We start from the raw sequence: 22214 nt of genomic DNA, 5'->3' as shown, positions 1-22214 counted from the left end.
GAGCGTATGCCGGTGACAGTTCCCGTGAGTCGCGAGTGCGAGGCGTATCTGAATCAGTTCGCCCGGTTCGAGGCGGGGCGGCGCGATGGTGAATGGCTTCGATCTCTCCGTCGAGCGGCGATCGCACGATTTGCCGATCTCGGATTTCCCACCACGCGCCAGGAGGAGTGGCGATTTACCAATCTGGCGCCGCTTGTGGCCGTTCCCTTTGTGCCGGTCGAACCGGCATCGGCTGACGAGAAGCAAATTCCCGCATCGCTGCGGCAGCCCTTTGGAGAGTGGCCCTGTCCGACGATGGTCTTCGTCAACGGATGGTTTTCGCCCGCGCTGTCCTCGCTCGACGGACTTCCGCCGGGCGTGGTGGTTTGTGGGTTAGCCGACGTCCTCGAGACATCGCCGCAACAGGTAGAACCTTTTCTTGCCCGCGTCGCCACGGATGAGACCCATCCTTTCGTCGCTTTGAACACCGCTTTCCTGGCGGATGGAGCCTTTGTCTATCTGCCGAAGGGGGCGGTCGTGGATGAACCGATTCACCTGCTGTTCCTTTCAACGGCCCGCGAGCATCCGTCGGTTGCCCATCCGCGCACCCTGATTGTCGCCCAGGCGCAGAGTCAGGCAACGATCGTCGAAACCTACTGCGGCGAGCCGGGAGCGGTATCCTTCACCAATGCTGTTACGGAAATCATTCTGGGGGCGAATGCCCGCCTCGCTCACTATCAGATACAGCGAGAGAGCCTCGCCGGATTCTTTCTCTCGAGCCTGGCGGTTCGTGAGGAGCGGGATGCCACTTTCACCGATTCTCAGGTATCGCTCGGCGCGGCGCTCTCGCGCACGGATCTCACCGTCGTGCTGGATGGGGAGGGGAGTGAGTGCACGCTTCAGGGATTCTACCTGGCGACCGGTCGCCAGCATGTGGACTATCACACGCTCATCGAGCACGTCAAACCCCACAGCACGAGCCGCGAGATATACAAGGGCATTCTGGACGATCAAGCCACCGGCGTTTTCAACGGGCGCATCATCGTTCGCCCCGGAGCGCAGAAGACCGATGCCCGGCAGACCAACAAGAACCTCCTCCTGTCCGAGGAAGCGCTGGTCAACAGCAATCCTCAGCTTGAGATTTATGCCGATGATGTGAAGTGCACGCACGGGTCGGCCATCGGACAACTCGATGCGGATGCGCTCTTTTATCTTCGCACGCGGGGGATCGAGGAGGATGCCGCCCGGCAGATTTTGACCTACGCCTTTGCCAGCGACATCCTCGGTCGCATTCCTATCGAACCCATTCGCCGGACGCTAGAGGCGCGTCTGGTGACCTCCGGGCCTGACAGCCGACAGAAGAAGGAGGGTGTGTGATGGCTGTTCGGAATTCTCAATCGGGCACAGCCGCATCCGTGGAATCGCGTCCTTACGATGTCTGGCGGATCCGGGAGGATTTCCCGAGCCTTCACCAGAAGGTTCACGGCAAGCCGCTCGTCTATCTCGACAATGCGGCGACGAGTCAAAAACCTCGTTCGGTCATTGACGCCCTCGTGCGCTTCTATCAGGAGGACTGCGCCAATATCCATCGGGGGCTGCATGCGCTGAGCGAGCGCGCCACCGAAGCCTACGAGCAAGCCCGCCGGAAGGTCCAGCAGTTTATTCACGCCGCTTCCGAACGCGAGATCATTTTCGTTCGCGGGACGACCGAGGGCATCAATCTCGTGGCACAAACCTACGGTCGCCAGCAGGTCCGCGCCGGCGATGAGATCGTCATCTCGACGATGGAGCACCACTCCAATATCGTCCCCTGGCAGATGTTGTGTCAGGAGAAAGGCGCTCGCCTCAGGGTCGTCCCCATCTCGGATGAAGGCGAGTTTTTGCTCGATGACTATGAGAAGTTGCTCAGCGAGAGGACCCGGCTCGTGGCGGTGACCCATATCTCCAATGCCCTGGGAACAATCAATCCCATTCGGGAGATCGTCCAGATCGCCCATCGGCGAAATATTCCGGTGCTCGTGGATGGGGCTCAAGCCGTGCCGCACCTGCGCGTTGACGTGCAGCAGCTCGATTGCGACTTTTACACCTTCTCCGGCCACAAGATGTACGGTCCGACGGGCATCGGCGTTTTGTACGGTAAGCTGGAGAAACTCGAAGCCATGCCCCCTTACCAGGGCGGAGGGGACATGATCAGTTCGGTCACGTTTGAGAAGACGACCTACAATCGCGTGCCCCACAAATTTGAAGCGGGAACGCCGCACATCGCCGGAGCCATCGGTCTGGGAGCGGCGATTGATTATTTGACTTCCCTCGACCTGGACGCAGTGGCTCGCTATGAGCATGACCTGCTGGCCTATGCGACGGAAGCGGTCTCCAGTGTGCCCGGCCTTCGGATCATCGGGACCGCTCGCCAGAAGGCCAGTATCCTCTCCTTCGTTCTCGACGGAATTCATCCCCATGATATTGGCACGATCCTCGATCAGGAGGGCGTGGCCATTCGGGCGGGACATCACTGCGCTCAACCGCTCATGGAGCGGTTCGGCGTTCCGGCCACGGCGCGCGCCTCGCTGGCACTTTACAACACAAGGGAAGAGGTGGATACTCTCGTTCGGGCGCTCGAGAAGGTGAGAGAGGTTTTTGGAGCATGACCGATCTGCGCGATCTCTACCAGGAGGTCCTGCTGGATCACAGCAAGCGACCGCGTAATTTTGGCCGGCTCGAACACGCCAATCGTCAGGCCGTGGGTCATAATCCTCTGTGCGGCGACAAGATCGTCGTCTACCTGGAGATTGACGGGGAGATGATCCACGATATTCGATTCCAGGGTCAGGGGTGCGCCGTCTCTCAAGCCTCGGCGTCGCTCATGACCGAAAGCGTCAAAGGGAAGACGCGCGCCGAAGTGGAAGCACTGTTTGAGAAGTTCCATCGGCTCGTCACCGGGAAGTTGCAGCCATCGGAACCGGGCCCGCCCCTGGGGAAACTGGAAATTTTCGCGGGAGTGCAGAAATATCCCGTCCGGGTCAAGTGCGCTTCCCTCCCCTGGCACACGTTGAAAGCCGCTCTGGAAAATAAGACGGAGGAAATCTCGACGGAGTGAGACGTATGGAAACGCCTTCTCCTCCCACGCAACACCCCGTCAATGAGCAGGAGTTGCGGCAGCGGGTCATCGAGACGATCCGCACGATCTATGATCCGGAAATTCCCGTCAACATCTACGACCTGGGATTGATCTATGACATCGAGGTGAGCCCCTCGGGCGTCGTCTCGATCAAGATGACGCTGACGGCACCGGGATGCCCGACGGCGATCTCGCTTCCGCTTGAAGTTCAAGACCGGGTGAAAGCCGTCGAAGGCGTCACCGATGCCACGGTCGAGGTCGTGTGGGATCCGCCCTGGTCGCCCGACCGCATGAGCGAAGAAGCCCGCCTCACGCTGGGCATTTTCTAAAGCGACGCGCAAATCAATCGGCCTGGAGGCGAACGCCTCCAGCTCGCTCACTCCTCACGCCCTCGAAAGCCGTCGCCAAGGCACCCGCGGTTGTCGAAAGGGAGTCCCCTTTGCCATCTGTCGGAGCGATATTTTCCGCCCGCACGCGCGGACTGAGAATATCACCGCGTTTTTTGCAAGATGGAAGGCGGACCGATCGCGCAGGGCTTCTCCCGGGAAGGCATCTTGAAGGGGACAATTTAAAACGGCTAGAATACGGCGCGCGTGTGCGACACCTCTGAGAGAGGGGAGAACGGATCATGGGAGAACGGCAGAGACGATTGGGCATCGGCTTTGTGGGAAGCGGATTTGTCACGCGGTTTCACATCCGGAGTTTGCTCGGCGTGCGCGATGCGGATGTTCGGGGCATCTGGAGTCCGACGCCGGCCCATGCCGGCGATGCCGCTCGCCTCGCCCGCGACCTCGGCGTCGGAGATGCTCGACCATACCGGCGGCTGAGAGATCTTGTCGTGGCTCCGGAGATTGACGCCATCTGGATTTGCGGGCCGAATGATGCCCGACTGGAGGTGGTCGAGGAGATCGTGGACGTGGTGCGCTCCGGGGCTGGTCAGCTCATCGGACTGGCGTGCGAGAAACCGCTTGCGCGAAACGTCGCCGAAGCACGACGATTAGTCTCACTTGTCGAGCAGGCCGGTCTGCTGCACGGGTATCTGGAGAATCAGGTCTTCGCTCCGGCGGTGCAGCGAGGAAAGGAGATCCTCTGGCGTCGAGGCGCGGCGCTCACCGGCCGTCCGTACCTGGCGCGAGCGGCGGAAGAACACAGCGGGCCCCATCGCCCCTGGTTCTGGCAGGGGAAGAAACAAGGCGGTGGCGTCCTCAACGATATGATGTGTCACAGCCTGGAAGCCGCCCGATTCCTGTTGACCGAGCCGGGGGCTCCCCGCGACTCGCTCCGACCGGTCTCGGTCTCGGCGCAAATTGCCTCGCTCAAGTGGACGCGCCCGGAATACGTCAAGCGCCTCAAGGAGATGATGGGTCGCCAGGTGGATTATCGGCGATCTCCGGCCGAAGATTTCGCCCGCGCGACGATTCTCTATCAGGATGCCAACAAGAATCCGCTCATCGTGGAGGCGACGACCTCATGGAGTTTCGTCGGTCCGGGATTGCGCCTGACGATGGAACTGCTCGGACCGGAGTACTCGATGAGCATCAATACGCTTCAATCGCCGCTCATGGTCTTTTTCAGTCGGCAGGTCAGAGGCGAGGCGGGAGAGGACATGGTGGAGAAGCAAAATGCCGACATCGGCTGGATGCCCGTCATCGAAGATGAAGCGGCGGCCTACGGCTACACCGAAGAAAACCGCCATATCGTGCGGAAGTTCCTGGCCGGCGAGATGCCTGACGAAACCTGGTATGATGGGTTGAATGTGGTGGAGCTTCTGATGACATGCTACATGTCCGCCGAACAAGGGCGCTCGTTACCCTTCCCGCCCAGGGGGCTGGAACGATTCATTCCCCAGGTTGCTCAAGGGACCTGGAAAGCCCACCGGTGAGAATCCAGAAATAGCCCGCGAATCACGCGGAATGACGGGAAAAATCTCCGCCCGCGGATGAAGGGGTCCCGCGGATCACTTATCAGCGGGCACCTGCGATCGGCGGGCGATTCGCTTCTCGGAGGAAATCCGGGGGAGTGACGACCTCTCCGCATCGAGACTGTTCCCTTGAAATCTCCCGGAGGTTTACGGTATTGTTGCCGCCCGGAAAATGAAATTTTGCTCGTTTGAATGTCACCGAGGAGGAACTGCATGATGCCAAGACATACTATCCCGACTCTGCTTCTCGTTGTTGTGAGCATTTTTGTCGGTGGTGGAGGTTCTCGATTACTGGGGATTTGCTCCGGCCTGGCTGCCGGTCTCACGACGAAGCCGATGGTCTCACTCGTTCAGTCATCGAGCGACTCGGGCGCTCAGCTTCAGGAACCCCCTCCGGGGCAGGAACAGCGTCCGGAGCGTTCTGACCGGCGGGAGGCTCCTCAGGAACCGCGTCCGTATGATCGAGTGATTACCTCCGAAGCCAAATCCGATCCCGGCATCTTCACGGTTCACCGCATCCGCGAGCGCGTCTACTACGAGATTCCCACGTCGGAACTGGGGAAGGATTTCCTCTGGGTCAGCCAGATCGCCAAGACGACGCTCGGCGTCGGCTATGGCGGTCAGGCGCTCGGTAACCGGGTCGTTCGGTGGGAACGGCACAACAATCGCGTCCTGCTGCGCAGCGTGTCCTATGAGATTGTCGCCGATGAAAAGCTCCCGATCTCTCGCGCGGTCAAAGCGGCCAATAACGAAGCGATCATCATGGCTTTTCCCATCGAGGCGTTTGGCAAGGATGGCGCCCCGGTGATCGAAGTGACGCGACTGTTCACCACGGAAGTGACGGAGTTCAGCGCACGAACGCGACTGCGGGCGCGAGGATTCGATCCCTCGCGCTCGTTCATCGAGCGCATTGTATCGTTCCCGGAAAACATCGAAGTTGAAGTGACGCACACCTACACATCCCCGCCCGATGCGACGCCGACGTCCGGTTCGCCGCAACCTCCCATTCCCCAACTACAGCAGGGGATGCGGTCGGGCAGCGCCACCGTGCTCATGCACTACAGCATGGTGAAGCTGCCGGAAAAACCCATGATGCCACGCTTGTTTGACGAGCGCGTGGGTTACTTCTCCATCGAGCAACTGGATTACGGTCGGGACGAACATCGAGCCCCCCGACGTCGCTACATCACCCGCTATCGGCTGGAGAAGAAGGATCCGAATGCCGAACTGTCCGAGCCGGTCAAACCCATCGTTTACTGGATTGATCCGGCGACGCCCACCAAGTGGATCCCCTACATCAAGCGGGGCGTCGAGAAATGGCAGGAAGCCTTTGAGGCCGCCGGATTCAAAAATGCCATCATCGCCAAGGAGGCTCCGACACCCGAAGAGGATCCCGACTGGAGTCCGGAGGATGCCCGATATTCCGTGATTCGCTGGCTCCCCTCGACGATTGAAAATGCCATGGGTCCGCACATTCACGATCCCCGCACGGGCGAAATTCTCGAAGCCGACATTCAGTTCTACCACAACGTGATGAATCTGGTGCGCGACTGGTACTTCGTGCAGGTAGCTCCGCTCGATCCGCGCGCTCAGAAGCTTCCGTTGCCCGACGAGTTGATGGGGAGTCTCATCGAGTACGTGGTGGCCCACGAGGTCGGCCATACGCTCGGGTTCCAGCACAACATGAAGGCCAGCTCGATGTATCCGTTCGAGAAAATCCGCGACCGCGAGTGGCTCAAGAAGATGGGGCACACGCCCACGCTCATGGATTACTCGCGCTTCAACTACGTGGCACAGCCGGAAGATCAGATTGACCCTGCCGATCTCGTGCCGAAGATCGGGCCCTACGACAAGTGGGCGACGATGTGGGGATACAAACCCATTCCCGGAGCGAAGACGCCCGACGAGGAGAAACCCACGCTCGACGCGTGGGCCCGCGAGCAGGACAAAACGCCCTGGTATCGCTTCTCGACCGCAGGGTCGCGGGGAGCCGATCCCGGGGAATTGACCGAAGCCGTCGGGGATGCGGATGCCATTCGCGCCACGACACTCGGAGTGAAGAATCTCCAGCGGGTGGTGGAGTTGCTCCTGCCCGCGACATCGCAGCCGGGCGAACCCTACGATGATCTGGAGGAACTCTACGGACGGCTCCTCGGCCAGTGGGTGCTGGAGATGAATCACGTCGCGGCTATCGTCGGGGGCTTCCAGTCGCAACAAAAACACGCGGGGCAGGACGGCGTGCGATTCGTTCCCATCCCGCGCGAGCGTCAGGCGGCAGCGGTGAAGTTTCTCAACGACAACGCCTTTGCCACTCCCGCCTGGGTCATCAAGCCGGAAATTCTGCGCCGGATCGAACCGTCGGGGATCCTCGAGCGGATTCGCACGAGCCAGCAGCGGATTCTCCTGTCGCTGCTCAGCAATGCCCGATTCACCCGCCTCATCGAGCAGGAGGCCCTCGACGGTCCTCTGGCGTACCGCGCGACCGATTTCCTCGCCGATGTGCGCCGAGGGATCTGGCGGGAACTGGATTCTCCGTCAGTTCGGATTGATCCGTTCCGCCGGAATGTGCAGCGAGCCTACCTGGAGATCATGGCCGACAAGTTGAACGGTCGTCAGCCGGTGAGCGACGATCAACGCCCGTTCATCCGCGGCGAGCTGCACGCCCTCGATCGCGCTCTGGCGGCGGCCCTGCCGCGAGCCGGTGATCGCGCCACGCGCCTGCATCTGGAGGATGCCCGCGATCAGATCAAGAAGGCGCTCGATCCCCGGTTCGCGCTCCCGACGTCGGGACAAGCCGCCCCTCCGACGGGACGACCGGGACTGGATGATTCGGATGATCCGTTCGACCCATCATCAGTTTCCCACAATTGCTGGCCCGATTATGCCATCCGCCCCTCCCGACGCTAGGGGCAGCATCCGGCGGTCTCCCCGGCGGGGGGACATCTCCCCGCCGGGAAATGGAGCCGAATGGCCGCAGCCTGTGAGCGGCTGGACTTCGGCTCTTGCCCGGCAGTACACTTGTTGGCCATAAGGGAACCGGAAGGAGAACACCATGGGCGAAGCGGAAAAGAAATCAAAAATCATCGAAATCGCCGTCAGCCAGATCGAGAAGCAGTTCGGCAAAGGAGCGATCATGCGGCTCGGCGACCGGAAGGTGGAGGAAATTCCCGTCATCTCCACCAACAGCCTGAGTCTCGATTACGCGATCGGCGTGGGAGGACTTCCTCGCGGGCGCGTCACGGAAATTTTCGGTCAGGAAGCGAGCGGAAAAACGACCCTGGCGCTGCATGTGGTGGCCGAGGCGCAACGACTCGGTGGTGTGGCTGCCTACATTGATGCGGAGCACGCTCTGGATGCCGGATACGCTGAGAAAATCGGCGTGCGCATTGACGATCTGCTGGTATCGCAGCCGGACAACGGCGAGCAGGCCCTGGAGATCGCGGAAACGCTCGTTCGCTCCGGCGGCGTGGATGTCCTCGTCGTGGATTCGGTCGCGGCGCTCGTCCCCCGCGCGGAACTCGAAGGGGAAATGGGAGATGCCCTGCCGGGTCTGCAAGCCCGACTCATGTCACAGGCCCTCAGGAAACTCTCCGGCGCTGTTTATCGCTCCAATACCTGCCTGATCTTCATCAACCAGATGCGCCAGAAAATCGGCGTCATGTTCGGATCTCCTGACACAACCACCGGCGGGCAGGCGTTGAAATTCTACGCCAGCGTTCGTCTCGATATGCGGCGGATTCAATCGCTCAAGGATGGCGAGCAGGTCGTCGGAAATCGGGTCAAGGTGAAAGTCGTCAAGAACAAGGTCGCCCCGCCGTTCAAAGAGGCCGAGTTCGACATGCTCTACGGCGAAGGCATCTCCCGCGAGGGTGAGATTCTCGATCTCGGCGTCGAGCACCGCATCCTGGAGAAAAGCGGGGCCTGGTACGCCTACAAGGGGGAGCGGCTCGGTCAGGGGCGCGAGAATGCGCGTCTGTTTCTCAAGAGTAATCCCGAGCTGGCCCTGAAGATCGAGAACGAGATCCGTCAGGCGCTCGGCCTGCCCCTGCGCCAGGCGGAGAAACCGGCCGAGCCCGAGGTCGCTCAACCCGCGAAGGCCAGGAAGGGGGATTGAGAGGTCGCCGTGATCCGTTGCCGGGGGCGAGAGTTTTCTCTCACAGCCTCGCTTTCCGGGAGTGCACGCTTCCTGCGTGCCTCTGAGAAGCATTTCTCGCGGCCTCGCTTTCACCGCTGATGAGAGGTGAGCGCGGAGACTGATTTCATCGTCATTGGCAGTGGCATTGCTGGCTTGCGGGCAGCTATCGAGTTGGCTCGCGTCGGTCGTGTTCTCATCCTCACCAAAGACCGTCTCACCGAATCGAGCACCGAATACGCGCAAGGAGGCGTCGCCGTCGTCCTCAGCGACGACGATGAGATCGCGCTGCACTACGAAGATACGCTGCGGGCCGGAGCCGGATTGTGCGATGCCGAGGCCGTTCGCGTCCTCGTCGAGGAAGGCCCGCGATATGTTCAGGAACTGATGGCCTGGGGCTGTCGGTTTGATCGTGCGGGGGAACGGTGGGAACTCGGTCGGGAGGCAGCCCACTCCCGACGCCGTATCCTGCACGCGCACGGGGACTCCACAGGTCGAGAGATCGTTCGCACGCTTCTGGGGCAGCTCATCGGTCATCCACGCGTCCAGATCGTTGATCATGCCCTTGCTCTGGACCTTCTGGTCGAAGAGGGACGATGCGGAGGCGTCCGCTATGTGGAGACGCAGCACCGTCGCGTGCAGATCGTCTCGGCGTCCGCCGTGATCCTGGCGACCGGCGGCGCGGGCCACGTCTATGCCGTGACGACCAATCCCGATGTGGCGACCGGAGACGGCATGGCCATGGCCTACTGGGCCGGCGCGATCCTCTGCGATATGGAGTTCGTTCAGTTCCATCCCACGGCGCTCGCCCTGCCCGGCGCACCGCGATTTTTACTGACGGAAGCCTTGCGGGGCGAGGGCGGCATCTTACGAGACCGATTCGGGGATCGCTTCATGCTCCGCGTTCATGAGAAAGCCGAACTGGCTCCCCGCGACATCGTCGCCCGGGCCATCTTTGAGCGAATGCGGGAGACCGGGAGCGACTGCGTCTATCTCGATCTCACCCATCTCGATGAGAAGTTCCTTCAACGACGATTTCCCCGCGTCTACGCCACCTGTCGAGACTATGGCATTGACATCGCCAGGGACGCGATCCCGGTTACTCCGGCAGCTCATTATTTCATGGGCGGCGTGCGAACCGATACCGACGGCTGGACGGGCATCGAAGGACTCTACGCCGCCGGTGAAGTGGCCTGCACCGGGGTTCACGGAGCGAATCGGTTGGCGAGCAACTCGCTCCTCGAGGGGCTTGTCTTTGGCGCGCGCGCCGCGCGCCGGGCGATTGATCGAGCGCGACAACCCGGCCCGCAGGTGAGGGCCGCCGAGCACGCTCCCTCCGAGTGGAGCCTGGACCCGGAAATCGCCCGCACCGTCCGACACATCCTGTGGTCGCAGGTCGGGATCATCCGTCATCAGGACGGATTGCAGCGGGCGCTCACGGCGCTCACGGAGATGGAGAGAGCGGACCTGACGATTCCCACCCGCTATTTTCTCACCGTCGCCCGGCTGGTGACCCGAGCGGCCCTTTTTCGCCAGGAGAGTCGGGGGGCTCACTATCGGAGCGATTTCCCCGCCCCGGATGATCGAACCTGGCGCTGCCATTCCGCGCAGCAGCGCGAGCGCGATATTTTCACCCTGCCTGTTCAAGGAGCAGAAGCCTCATGACGGAACCTCCACGGAGGGATTCAAGTGGCGCAATGACGTTGTCTTCAAGGAGCAGAGCACCTATGATGGATACTCCGCGAGATCGTGTGAACCTTCCGGCACAAGCCCAGACGACTCTCACGAGGGAGAGAAAATCCTTCGCCGGTCTTCTCGGAGCGGCGCCGCTGGGCGTCGGACTGACGGCGGGAAAAGCCTCGTCGGCGCTGTGGACGTTTCCCAGCGTTGTCACCGCAGCCATGCTCATCGCCTGGGCTGCTGAAGCGGCGCAGTTCCTCATCTCTCAAGGCATGGCGCTCGCCATCGTCGCCTGGCTTCAGACGCTCCCCGAGTTCGCCGTCGAGGCCGTCATCGCCTGGGAGGCCGGTAAGGATCCCGAAAAAGTTCACCTCATGATCGCCAATCTCACGGGCAGCCTGCGACTGCTCGTCGGACTCGGCTGGCCGATGATCTATCTCACGGCGGCGCTCTTCAGTCGCTTCAAGGGCCACGGACCCCTTCGCGTGATTACGCTCGATAAGGAGCATTCGGTCGAGGTGGTGGGACTCGGTGTGCCCATCCTTTACTTTCTGTTTGTCTGGTACAAGGGGACGCTGGCGTGGTACGACAGCGTCATCTTGATCGCCATGTACCTGACCTACCTCTTCATTCTCAACAAGGTGCCGCCCAAAGGAGAAGAGAGCCTCGAGGACATCGAAGCTATTCCTCGCTGGATCCTGCGCCAGCGGCGACGACGACGGAACGCCATCATCTCGACGCTGTTCCTGGTCGGTGGTGTGGCCCTCTATTTCATCGCTCACCCCTTTTTGGAAAGCATGTTGGCTCTCGCCCTCACTCTGGGCATTTCCAGTTTCGTCTTCGTTCAGTGGGTCGCCCCCTTTCTCTCCGAATTTCCCGAAAAGGTCAGCGCTTTTTATTGGGCGCGGAAGGTCAGCGGAGCCTCGATGGCGCTCATGAACATGGTGTCGTCCAACATCAACCAGTGGACGATGCTGGCAGCCATGCTGCCGATCGTCTACGGCCTCAGCCGACAGGGGCCTCACCCGGTTGTATTCGACGCGCATCAACGGCTGGAGATTCTTCTCACCATCTCTCAATCCATGCTGGGCATGGTGCTTCTGGCCAATATGAGATTTCACTGGTACGAAGCGGCCATCCTCTTCGTACTGTGGTTTGCTCAGTTCGTTTTCTCAGGCGCGGAGGTGACGCTCGCCACCACCGTCAAGGAGATCGTCACGGCGCTCTATTTCCTCTGGGTGATGATCGGAATTCTTCAAGCCCTCTTTCTGCGGAGAAATATCGAAGCGTTCATCGTCTTTCCCCGGCTCTTGCGGGAGAACTGGTGACCGGAGATGAAGATTCGGCAGCTTCATCGGTGGGACCTTTCGCCAGCGGAGGCGATTGCTCTTCAGCGACAGCTTCAGCAGCAGGTAATCATCGCTCCTTTCGACGTGAGTTGCGTGCGTCACGTCGCCGGCGCTGACATCTCCTTTGATAAGGGATCGGATCGGGTCTTCGCGGCCGTTGTCGTGCTGCGGCTGCCCGATCTCCGCGTCATCGAGGAAGCCACTGTTGAGGATGTGGCCCGCTTTCCCTATATCCCCGGGCTGCTCTCGTTCAGGGAATCGCCGTCGTTGCTGAAAGCCTGCGAGAAGCTTCGCACCGAGCCCGATGCGATCATGCTCGACGGGCAGGGGATCGCTCATCCCCGCCGCATGGGGATCGCCTGTCACCTCGGGCTGCTGCTGGATATTCCGGCGGTCGGCTGTGCCAAGAGCGTCCTCGTCGGCGACTATGATGATCCCCCTCCGACAGCCGGAAGCTACACGCCTCTGGTTGATCGCGGAGAAGTGGTGGGCGTGGCGCTTCGAACCAAAGATCATACGAGTCCGGTCTTCGTCTCGCCGGGCCACAAGATTGACCTGGAGAGTTCCATTGCGCTCGTCCTGCGATGCACCGCCGGCTATCGCCAGCCCGAACCCACGCGGCAGGCGCACCTTTTGGTCAATCGCCTGCGGCAGGGAGGAGCTGTCCCACCGGAACAAGGATCGCTTTTTTCCTAGCGCCGACTTCCCCGTCCGTGACCGCGCGCGGGATGGAACGCCCGGATAGATTGTTCGGTTTTTTCAAGCTGTGGTATAGTGCTCGCTCTTGCGGATGGCTCGGCTGAAGGTGAACGGTCAATGAAAGTTCAAGTCTCGTTCCTTCAGGAGGTAGGATTATGACGACGCCGGCCATTTCGGTTCAGTCGGCGCAAAAGACGTTCGATTCGGTTACGGCCGTCAAGGACGTCTCACTGTCCGTCTTCCCCGGGGAAATTTTCGGACTGCTCGGCCCCAATGGGGCGGGCAAAACGACGCTGATTCGGATGATCATGGACATCATCCGACCCGACGCCGGGCGCATCGAGGTCTTCGGCCACCCCCTGAGCGATCGGGACAAGGATCGCATCGGCTATTTACCCGAAGAGCGCGGCCTCTACACGCGGCAGAAGGTGCTGACGCTGTTGCAGTACTTCGCTCAGTTGAAGGGGATGAGCGAGCAGCAGGCCCGACAGAGCGCCCTCGCCTGGCTCGACCGACTCGACATGATGGATGTCAAAGACCGAAGGATCGGCGAGCTGTCCAAGGGCAATCAGCAGAAGATCCAGTTCATCGCAACGCTCGTGGCCGATCCCGCCATTCTCGTTCTCGATGAACCGTTCACCGGCCTCGATCCGGTGGCCACGCGCTTGCTCAGCACCATCCTGCGCGAGCAAGCAGCAGCGGGAAAAGCGATTCTTCTCTCCACGCACCAGATGAATCATGTTGAGACGCTCTGCCAGCGCGTCCTGATGATCCATCGGGGTCAGACGGTGCTTTATGGTCCTCTGGACGAGATCCGACAACGGTATTCCGACAATGCCGTGCTCGTGCGGGCAGAGGGGGATTATCGCGCGTGCGGGCTCGTCCTTCGCACGGTGACCGAGAACGATGCCGTGAAAGTTTATCTCCGCGACGGCGTCCGCCCGCATGACTTTCTCTCCTGGCTGGTGGCGTCGGGAATCGAGGTCCAATCATTCGAGCAGGCGACGACGCCGCTCGAAGATATTTTCATCAAAGTCGTGCAGGGCTGATCTCCGGCGCCGGGCGATTGCGTGCCTCCCGCCGGAGCAAAAGGGCGGGCACGACCGAGCAGCCGTTTCGAGGGAGGAATGATGAGATGAAGAGAGCCTGGGTCGTCGCGCGATACGAATTTTTCGCCACCATCACCCGCAAAGGATACATCTTCGCCGTCGTCGGGATGCCTCTCTTTTTCATCGCTGTAACATCCATACCCGTTCTGTTTGCCCGGGCCGAAAAACGAGACGCACTGCCGGACGAGAAACCCATTGCCATCGTGGATCGGGCGGCGGTGGTTGATCTGAGTTTGATGGAAAAGCTTCAGCCGACTCAAGCGCCGCTCACCGACATTCGTGGCCCTCAGGATCGAGAGGAGCGCCCCCTGCCATTTGTCGCTTACTCGTCTCTGGAACAGGCGCTGGCGGATATTCGCTCCCGGCGCCTGTCGGCGTGCTATCTCATCACCGAGGACTATCGGAGGACGGGAAAAGTTCTCGTTTATACTCCCGAAGGGGGATTTTTTCAGAGTCTACGGACGCCGGGCCGGAGCCGGCTCGAAAATCTGCTGCGGGCCAGCCTCGTCCGTTCGTCCGTCAGCCCAGAGACGTTCGACCGCGTTGTTGCACCGATGGACCTCGACCATCTGAGACTGACGGCCCGCGGTGAGATCAAATCGGCCGGCGACGAACTGAGCGAGCTGGGACGGTTCCTCGGTCCGTTCGGAATGTTCCTGCTGCTGACGATGGCGATCTTTTTCTCCTCGGGGTATCTGCTCCAGGGAACGGCCGAAGAGAAACAGAACCGCGTTATCGAGGTCTTGCTCTCCTCGACGACGCCGGAACAGCTCATGGCGGGGAAAATTCTCGGTCTGGGAGCGGCCGGGCTTCTCCAGGTCGCCGTCTATGTGGTGTTGCTCTTTCTCCCGGCCATGACGCTTCTGGCGGTGACCAGCATCAGCGTGAGCAAGATTCTCCTGTCGCTCGTCTTCTTTCTCCTGGGGTACCTGCTCTTTGCCAGTTTGATGGCGGCCACCGGTGTTCTCGGCAACACGGTGCAGGAGAGCAGTCAGCTCTCGGCCGTCTGGACGATCACCAGCATGATTCCCGTTTTCATCCTCCCGACGGTCGGTCAAGCGCCCGACTCCGCTCTGGCCCGGGGGCTTTCCTATTTCCCTCTGACGGCGCCCACGATGATGATGCTCCGGATCGGCGCCGGGCTGACCCGAACGAGCGATCTCTTCATATCGGCAGCGATTCTTCTGTTGAGCGTTTATTTCGCCGTGAAGGGAGCGGCGAAGATTTTCCGCGCGGCGTCACTTCTGTACGGCAAGCGGCCGAGCGCAAGCGAGATCCTGCGGTGGCTGCGCGAAGCCTGAGGGGACGGAGAACGAAAAACCGCCACAGGTCGCGCAGACTTTCCCCAGTCTGCGAAAAAAGCGCAGTCTGGAAAGCCTGCGCCACAAGTGCTCACGAAACCCAGCACATTGACCGTTGGGGGGACTCATCCTACAATTTCCCACCGCCCCGCAGACGCCGACATTTCAACGGGTATGGAGGTCACAATGGGACGGAAGGTCGGGCAGGAAGCGAGGCGAAGAGCTTCGACACCTGCCGGGATGAGACGCGTGGTTCCGATGCGTCTGCTCTTCATTGGGTGGTTCGTGGTCGGATGGGTGATCGCGGGAGCCCCCGAAATTTCTGCCCAGCATTACTCCTTTCGCCGCTACACGGCGGCCGATGGTCTGTCTCAGGCCGTCGCCCAGGCCCTTTATCAGGATGGCAGAGGATTTCTCTGGATCGGAACGCAAGCGGGACTCAATCGCTTTGATGGACTGTCGTTTGTCGTGTACACCGTGCAGCAGGGGATGGCCAACGACTACGTCAATGCTATCGCTCAGGATCGGCAGGGACGGTTGTGGTTGGCCACGCTCAGCGGCGTCAGCATCTGGGACGGTCAGCGGTTCACCAACATCACTCCGGCCGAAGGGTTGGCAGATAACCGGGTGACATCGCTTGTCATCGCGCCGGATGGAACGATCTGGTGCGCGACGGCCAAAGGGATCAGCCGATTCGATGGTCGCACCTGGCGAACGTTCACCACCTCCGATGGTCTTCCCTCGGCCTCCGTCAACATGCTGATGGTTGATCGGGCGGGACGAGTATGGGCGGCAACGACTGCGGGACTGGCCTATCGCGCCGGGGACCGATTCGCCGTCTTTGATCCTGCCGGCCTGGCAGGAAAACAAATCTGGACCGTTGCTGAAGATGAGAAAGGGCGACTCTGGGTGTCGGAATCGGCCGGCCTGCGCGTCTACGAGCAGGGACGCCTGATGCGAACCTACACTCAGAAGGATGGCTTGACGAGCCTCCCCGTGGTGACGCTTTGTGTGGATCGGTTCGGCATCGTCTGGGCGGGAACCCCTCAGGGGCTGGCCCGGATTGAGAAGGATCAACTGACGCTTCTTGGCGCACGTCAAGGACTCCTTTACAACGATGTGCGGGCGCTTCTGGAAGATCGGGATGGGGTGCTGTGGATCGGCACCTATGGCGGCCTCTACAAATTTTCCGGTCGGGCATTCACCAACTACGGTCGGGCCGATGGGCTCGGATCGGATTCAGTACGGCCCATTCTCCGTGACCGTCAGGGAATTCTCTGGGTGGGAACGACCGGAGGACTCAGCCGCTTCGACGGTCGCACCTGGCGAAATTACACCGCGGCCGATGGTTTAACCGATACGCAGATTCAGGCGCTTCATCAATCCCGCGATGGCCGCCTGTGGATTGGGACGCGCACCGGCCTGACGATTTATGACGGAACCCGCTTCATTCGAGAACCGGCCCTCGATGCCTATGGGCGCATCGTCTCCATCGTGGAAGATCGGTCGGGAACGATCTGGGTCGGCACGCAACCCGGAGGCGTCTTCCGCCGTGTTGGCACGCGCTTCGAGCCGGTGATAGTGGAAGGTCAATCGTTCTCCAACCCGCGTCTTTTGGTTGACAGCCGGGGGTGGGTCTGGATTTCCGGCGATAACGGCCTGTCGCGCTGGGATGGGCGGAGCTGGCGCACGTTCACGACCGCCGATGGATTGGCCAACAATCAGCCGTATTTTCTCTGCGAAGACCGCAACGGTAACATCTGGTTGGGCTATCACTCATCGAGCGGGCTCTCCCGATTCGATGGACAGCGCTTCACTCACTACACGAGCGCGCAGGGCCTGGCCAATGACGCCGTCTATTCGCTCGGCGTGGACGCTCGCGGCAACCTCTGGATCGGGACGGCGCGCGGGGTGGATCGGTTCGACGGCCAGCGGTTCATCAACTACGGGACGGAAGAAGGCTACGCCGACAATGAATCGAACGCCGGAGGATTCTTCGCCGACCGCGATGGCACGCTCTGGTTCGGCACCGCCGGAGGATTGAGCCACTACGATCCGCGATTTGATCTGACCGGAGGCGACCCGCCACCCGTTGAATTCCTGACGCTGCAGCTCGGCCCGCGCACCTTCACCGCCGCCGAGTCTCCGGAACTGGAATACCGGCACAACAATCTGATCGTGCGGGTGGCGGCGCTGACGTTCCTCAATGAGCGGCAGGTGAACATCGAGTATCGCCTTCAGGGATTTCAAGACGAGTGGCAACGACTCGAAGGCCGCGAGCTGCGCATCACCAATCTCCCGCCGGGGGCCTACACCTTAGAAATGCGGGCCCAGAAGTATCGCGGCCCCTGGTCGGAACCGGCCCGGTTTCGCTTCGTCATTCGCGCTCCGTTTTGGCAGCGGTGGTGGTTCATGGCTCTGGCCGCGTGCCTTCTGGCCGCCGCCATTTATACCGGCTATCGGCTGCAAACGGCGCGGGTGCGCCGACGGGCCGAGGAGCTGGAGCGCAAAGTCGCCGAACGAACGAAAGAGCTGGCGCAAAAGACGGAAGAGCTGCGGCAGATGGCGGCCGAACTGCAACGCTCCAACGCCGAGTTGCAACAGTTCGCCTACGTGGCCTCGCATGACCTTCAGGAGCCGCTGCGCATGATCGCCAGCTACGTGCAACTCTTGCAGCGCCGCTACAAAGGGCGTCTGGACAGCGACGCCGACGACTTCATCGCGTATGCCGTTGATGGGGCGGCCCGCATGCAAACGCTCATCAACGATCTGTTGGCGTATTCCCGCGTCGGGACACAGGCCAAACCCTTCGAGCCCACCGATTGCGATGCCGTCGTCGAACGGGCGCTGGCCAACCTGCAGGTGGCCATCACCGAGAGCCGGGCCAAGATCTATCGGGAACGATTGCCGGTGGTGATGGCCGATACGACGCAACTGGTACAGCTCTTCCAGAACCTCATCAGCAACGCCATCAAATACCGCCATCGAGAACGCACACCGGAGATCTACATCGGCGTCGAAGGCCGTGACAGCGAATGGGTCTTTTTTGTCCGCGACAACGGCATCGGCATCGAGCCTCAGTACTACGAGAAAATTTTCGTCATCTTCCAACGCCTGCACGGCAAGGGCGAATACTCCGGTACCGGAATCGGCCTGGCCGTCTGCAAGAAGATCGTCGAGCGTCACGGAGGGCGCATCTGGGTGGAATCGGAACCCGGACGGGGCTCGACCTTCTATTTCACTCTTCCGCGAGAGGCGACCCAGGCGCTCCAGCCGGAATCGCCCAAGGCGGTGGCGGACTGATGTTCACGCAGCGCGGACTCTCCAGCCTGCGAAAAAAATCCCAGGCGCGACAGCCTGCGCTACAACAAAAAACGCAGGCGGGAAAGCCTGCGCCACTTCGCGAGATTTTGAGGAGGAACCTATGCCCACACCACGCTGGAAAAGTCTCGCAGGTACACTTGTCCTGATTTTCATCCTGTCGCTCGTTGGTCGAGCGGGTACTGGAACCGGTCAATCCGATCAGCGTCCGGCGATTGATCCTGCCGTCTTCGATCAGCTCGAATGGCGGGCGATCGGTCCGGCCAATATGGGGGGACGGATGACCGATATCGAAGGTGTTCCCGGCAATCCCAACATCGTCTACGTCGCCTCGGCCTCGGGCGGACTGTGGAAAACGACCAACGGCGGCGTCACCTGGACGCCCATTTTTGACCGTCAGCCGACGATCTCCATCGGCGACATCGCCCTTGATCCCCGGAGCCCCGACGTCATCTGGGTCGGCACCGGCGAGGGAAATCCCCGCAACAGCACGTCGTTTGGCGATGGCGTTTACAAGTCAACCGATGGAGGACGCACGTGGCAGCACATGGGCTTGCGCGAGACCGAGCGCATCACCCGCATCCTCATCAATCCACAGAACACCGACATCGTCTACGTGGCCGCGCTCGGCCATGCCTTCGGCCCCAACGAGGAGCGCGGCGTCTTCATGACGACCGATGGCGGGAAGACGTGGCAGAAAGTCCTCTACCTCGATGATCGGCACGGGGCGTCCGATCTCGACATGGATCCCTCCAACCCCAACATTCTCTACGCCGCGCTCTGGCACTTCGAGCGCAAACCCTGGACGCATCGCAGCGGAAGCGAACGCGGAGGCGTCTTCAAATCCACCGACGGCGGACGAACCTGGAAGAAACTGGAGAAAGGATTACCCAAGCTCCTCGGGCGCATCGCCGTCAAAGTCGCGCCGAGCAATCCCCAGGTCGTCTATGTCCTGGCGGAATCAAGAGAAGGTACGCTCTTCCGCTCGGACGATGGCGGCGAAACCTTCCGTCAGGTCTCCAGAGAGACCAACATCATCTCCCGGGGATTTTACTACACCCAACTGCGCGTGGATCCGACCGACGAAAACCGCATCTATGCCGTCGCTTCGATGTTGTTCGTCTCCATTGATGGTGGGCGCACTTTCCGCCGCATCTCGCAGCGCACGCACGTGGATTATCACGCCCTCTGGATTGACCCGCTCAATCCCCGACGGATGTGGCAGGGGCAGGACGGTGGCATCGCCGTTTCCTATGATCGAGGAGAGACATGGGAGTACGTCAACAATATCCCCCTCGGTCAGTTCTATCAGATTTCGGTGGACAACCGGCAGCCGTTTTACTGGGTGAGCGGCGGGCTTCAAGATAATGGCGCGTGGACGGGGCCGAGTCGCACCCGCGAACCCGCCGGCATTTTGAACGACGATTGGCGCATGGTCAGCTTCGGCGATGGATTCCACATCGTCAATCACGCCGATGATCCCGACCTCTACCTCTCCGAATCGCAGGGCGGCAATGTCGTGCGAACGGATCTGCGCACGCGGGAGCAGCAGGTGGTCAGTCCTCAGGCCCAGCGCAACGACGGCGGCCCGGCCAAGGACTTGAAATATCGCTTCAACTGGAATACACCGCTGATTGTCTCACCTCATGACAAGAACACCGTCTATCTGGGCGGAAACGTCGTCTTCAAGTCAACGGATTTCGGCAAAACCTGGCAGCCCATCAGTCCCGATCTGACCACCAATGATCCGGAGAAACAAAAGGAGGCGGGCGGACCCGTCTGGTACGAAAATACCACCGCCGAATTTCACTGCACGATCATCAGTCTGGCCGAATCGCCGCTGCGTCCGGGAGTGATCTGGGCCGGCACCGATGACGGCAACCTTCAGGTGACGACCGACGGAGGCAAGACCTGGACCAATCTCATCAAGAACATTCCGGGGCTTCCGCCGAATTCACCGGTCTCGCATATCGAGCCGTCGCGCCACCAGGCCAATCTCGTCTACGTCGCCTTTGACCGTCACATGCTGGATGACTTTCGTCCCCTCATCTACAAAACGACCGACGGCGGGCGGCAGTGGACCAATATCAGCGGCAACCTCCCGAGCAAAGCCTACGTGCACGTCGTCCGCGAGGACCCGAAGAATCCCAATCTGCTCTATGCCGGAACCGAATTGGGGCTCTTCGTCTCCTATACCGGAGGGGGGAACTGGATTCCTCTGCGACTGAAAAATCTGCCCACCGTCGCCGTGCATGACATCCTCGTTCATCCGCGCGAGAACGATCTCATTCTGGGCACGCACGGACGGAGCATCTATATCTTCGACGACGCCACGCCGATCCAGACCATGAGTCCGGAGATTCTCGCCAGCGACGCGCATCTGTTCGCCGTTCGTCCGGCGCTGCGTTTCACCCAGAGATTCACTCGCTATGGCATCGGCAACAAAGTCTACACCGGTCCCAATCCTCCTTACGGAGCCCTCATCAGCTACTACCTCAAGGAGAAGCCCGACGAGAAAACGCCGGTGAAAATTCAGATCCTCGACGGCAGCGGCAAAGTCATCAGGGAACTGACCACGATCCCCCGAGAGAAAGGGGTGAACCGAACCTCCTGGGACTTGCGCGTGGAGTCGCCGCGACTGCGACGGCCGCCGAGCGAAGCCGAAACCGAATTCGGCGGCGGTCCGCGCGGGCCGCAGGTTCTGCCGGGACGGTACACGGTGAGATTGATCGTCGGGTCCCGGACGCTCGAGCAACCGGTTGACGTTCGGCTCGATCCTACGGTCTCGGTCCCGGAGGCGGATCTTCGCGCTCAGTTCGAGATGACGCTCGCTCTGCGTGACATGCAGTCGGCCACAAGCGACGCGCTCAGGGCGCTCGACAGCCTCAAAGAGCAGCTTGAGGAACGGCAGAAGAGGCTCGGCGAACAATCGCCCGCTCCGCCGGACGAGGTGAAAAAGGCCATCACTGACGCCATCACGCGCATCGAGGCGCTCATCGGGGAACTCACGCGACCGCAAAACCTGCCCACCTACGCCCAGGGGCCCAAGCTGGCGCAAAAGCTGAGCAGCCTCTTCCAGGCCGTTGACGGCGTCAACGCCGCGCCCACACCGGCACAACGGGAGTATTTCGCCGAGCTTCAGAGCGAGTGCCGCAAGAAGATCGGGGAAGTGAATACGTTTCTCGCTCAGGAAGTCTCGCGTCTCAACGAGACGCTCCGCCGTCATGCGGTGGCTCCGGTCATGACGGGCAAACCGATTGAGCTTCCTCGCTGACGGGGACGGAGGGCACTCGTCTTCGGGCAGGGATGTACCCGAGGGGGATGCCGATGGCCGGCGTTTGGTGCCCGAACCCGGCGGTCAAGGAGTGGAATCTCTGAGGGGAGGATGCCTCGGCCTTTCTCCGTGCTCAATCGAAACGAAGGAACGACGGCGATGACCTTGAGCTCGCGGGGCCAGTCCGACCGAATGTATTTGATCTTGCCCTCCTCGGTCAGACACGTCAGGACAAGCGAGCCCATCACCGAGGGGGTCACATTATCGGCGTGGCCTTCGAGTTCGTAGGCATAGTGGAGAACTTTCTCCTCCCCCAGCGTGCGCCCGGTAA

At 61.0% G+C, this 22214-nt stretch carries 15 protein-coding genes; 14 read left to right on the top strand and 1 reads right to left on the bottom strand.

From position 1 onward, the window contains the following. Window positions 1-6 precede the first annotated feature (6 nt). From sufD to VNM72_08920, 14 genes are all read left to right on the top strand, one after another. Entirely contained in the window at window positions 7-1356 is a 1350-nt protein-coding gene (gene sufD / locus VNM72_08985) for a Fe-S cluster assembly protein SufD (GenBank protein ID HXF05538.1), read from the top strand. After that, window positions 1356-2627 (top strand): cysteine desulfurase, encoded by a 1272-nt coding sequence (locus tag VNM72_08980; protein ID HXF05537.1) that lies wholly within the window; start codon window positions 1356-1358, stop codon window positions 2625-2627. Before sufD ends, VNM72_08980 begins: the two co-directional genes overlap by 1 nt. Beyond that, window positions 2624-3076 carry an SUF system NifU family Fe-S cluster assembly protein gene (locus tag VNM72_08975; protein ID HXF05536.1) on the top strand — a complete coding sequence of 151 codons (453 nt, stop codon included), beginning with the start codon at window positions 2624-2626 and terminating at the stop codon, window positions 3074-3076. The genes VNM72_08980 and VNM72_08975 overlap by 4 nt, the downstream gene beginning before the upstream one ends. A gap of 5 nt (window positions 3077-3081) precedes the next feature. Continuing rightward, complete coding sequence (locus tag VNM72_08970; protein HXF05535.1) at window positions 3082-3426, top strand: SUF system Fe-S cluster assembly protein; 345 nt, start codon at window positions 3082-3084, stop codon at window positions 3424-3426. Between the two features lie 299 nt (window positions 3427-3725). After that, entirely contained in the window at window positions 3726-4979 is a 1254-nt protein-coding gene (locus VNM72_08965; GenBank protein HXF05534.1) for a Gfo/Idh/MocA family oxidoreductase, read from the top strand. A gap of 252 nt (window positions 4980-5231) precedes the next feature. After that, entirely contained in the window at window positions 5232-7925 is a 2694-nt protein-coding gene (locus VNM72_08960) for a zinc-dependent metalloprotease (GenBank protein HXF05533.1), read from the top strand. Between the two features lie 145 nt (window positions 7926-8070). Next, a complete protein-coding gene (recA, locus tag VNM72_08955) occupies window positions 8071-9132 on the top strand; it encodes a recombinase RecA (GenBank protein HXF05532.1) in 1062 nt (353 codons plus the stop codon). A 126-nt stretch (window positions 9133-9258) separates the two neighbouring features. Further along, a complete protein-coding gene (nadB, locus tag VNM72_08950; GenBank protein ID HXF05531.1) occupies window positions 9259-10815 on the top strand; it encodes an L-aspartate oxidase in 1557 nt (518 codons plus the stop codon). Between the two features lie 62 nt (window positions 10816-10877). Beyond that, window positions 10878-12158, top strand: a complete 1281-nt coding sequence (locus tag VNM72_08945) for a hypothetical protein (GenBank protein HXF05530.1) — start codon at window positions 10878-10880, stop codon at window positions 12156-12158. A 6-nt stretch (window positions 12159-12164) separates the two neighbouring features. Beyond that, window positions 12165-12875, top strand: coding sequence for a deoxyribonuclease V (gene nfi / locus VNM72_08940; GenBank protein ID HXF05529.1), 711 nt, complete (start codon window positions 12165-12167; stop codon window positions 12873-12875). A gap of 158 nt (window positions 12876-13033) precedes the next feature. Then, window positions 13034-13927, top strand: coding sequence for an ATP-binding cassette domain-containing protein (locus tag VNM72_08935; GenBank protein ID HXF05528.1), 894 nt, complete (start codon window positions 13034-13036; stop codon window positions 13925-13927). Between the two features lie 86 nt (window positions 13928-14013). Continuing rightward, window positions 14014-15288, top strand: coding sequence for an ABC transporter permease (locus VNM72_08930; protein ID HXF05527.1), 1275 nt, complete (start codon window positions 14014-14016; stop codon window positions 15286-15288). Between the two features lie 240 nt (window positions 15289-15528). After that, window positions 15529-18591, top strand: a complete 3063-nt coding sequence (locus tag VNM72_08925) for a two-component regulator propeller domain-containing protein (protein ID HXF05526.1) — start codon at window positions 15529-15531, stop codon at window positions 18589-18591. 121 nt (window positions 18592-18712) lie between these two features. Beyond that, a complete protein-coding gene (locus VNM72_08920; protein ID HXF05525.1) occupies window positions 18713-21883 on the top strand; it encodes a hypothetical protein in 3171 nt (1056 codons plus the stop codon). On the opposite strand, the gene VNM72_08915 is transcribed toward VNM72_08920, so the two are convergent. After that, on the bottom strand, window positions 21832-22214 hold a 383-nt coding region (locus VNM72_08915; GenBank protein ID HXF05524.1), incomplete at its 5' end, for a hypothetical protein. The genes VNM72_08920 and VNM72_08915 overlap by 52 nt on opposite strands.

The organism is Blastocatellia bacterium (assembly GCA_035573895.1).
GTDB lineage: Bacteria > Acidobacteriota > Blastocatellia > HR10 > HR10 > DATLZR01.
This window is presented reverse-complemented; position numbering and strand designations above follow the sequence as displayed.

Excerpts from the sequence above, each read along its gene's own strand:
- sufD (HXF05538.1), top strand. The coding sequence starts at position 7 with ATGCCGGTGACAGTTCCCGTGAGTCGCGAGTGCGAGGCGTATCTGAAT.
- VNM72_08980 (HXF05537.1), top strand. The coding sequence starts at position 1,356 with ATGGCTGTTCGGAATTCTCAATCGGGCACAGCCGCATCCGTGGAATCG.
- VNM72_08975 (HXF05536.1), top strand. The coding sequence starts at position 2,624 with ATGACCGATCTGCGCGATCTCTACCAGGAGGTCCTGCTGGATCACAGC.
- VNM72_08970 (HXF05535.1), top strand. The coding sequence starts at position 3,082 with ATGGAAACGCCTTCTCCTCCCACGCAACACCCCGTCAATGAGCAGGAG.
- VNM72_08965 (HXF05534.1), top strand. The coding sequence starts at position 3,726 with ATGGGAGAACGGCAGAGACGATTGGGCATCGGCTTTGTGGGAAGCGGA.
- VNM72_08960 (HXF05533.1), top strand. The coding sequence starts at position 5,232 with ATGATGCCAAGACATACTATCCCGACTCTGCTTCTCGTTGTTGTGAGC.
- recA (HXF05532.1), top strand. The coding sequence starts at position 8,071 with ATGGGCGAAGCGGAAAAGAAATCAAAAATCATCGAAATCGCCGTCAGC.
- VNM72_08945 (HXF05530.1), top strand. The coding sequence starts at position 10,878 with ATGATGGATACTCCGCGAGATCGTGTGAACCTTCCGGCACAAGCCCAG.
- nfi (HXF05529.1), top strand. The coding sequence starts at position 12,165 with ATGAAGATTCGGCAGCTTCATCGGTGGGACCTTTCGCCAGCGGAGGCG.
- VNM72_08935 (HXF05528.1), top strand. The coding sequence starts at position 13,034 with ATGACGACGCCGGCCATTTCGGTTCAGTCGGCGCAAAAGACGTTCGAT.
- VNM72_08930 (HXF05527.1), top strand. The coding sequence starts at position 14,014 with ATGAAGAGAGCCTGGGTCGTCGCGCGATACGAATTTTTCGCCACCATC.
- VNM72_08925 (HXF05526.1), top strand. The coding sequence starts at position 15,529 with ATGAGACGCGTGGTTCCGATGCGTCTGCTCTTCATTGGGTGGTTCGTG.
- VNM72_08920 (HXF05525.1), top strand. The coding sequence starts at position 18,713 with ATGCCCACACCACGCTGGAAAAGTCTCGCAGGTACACTTGTCCTGATT.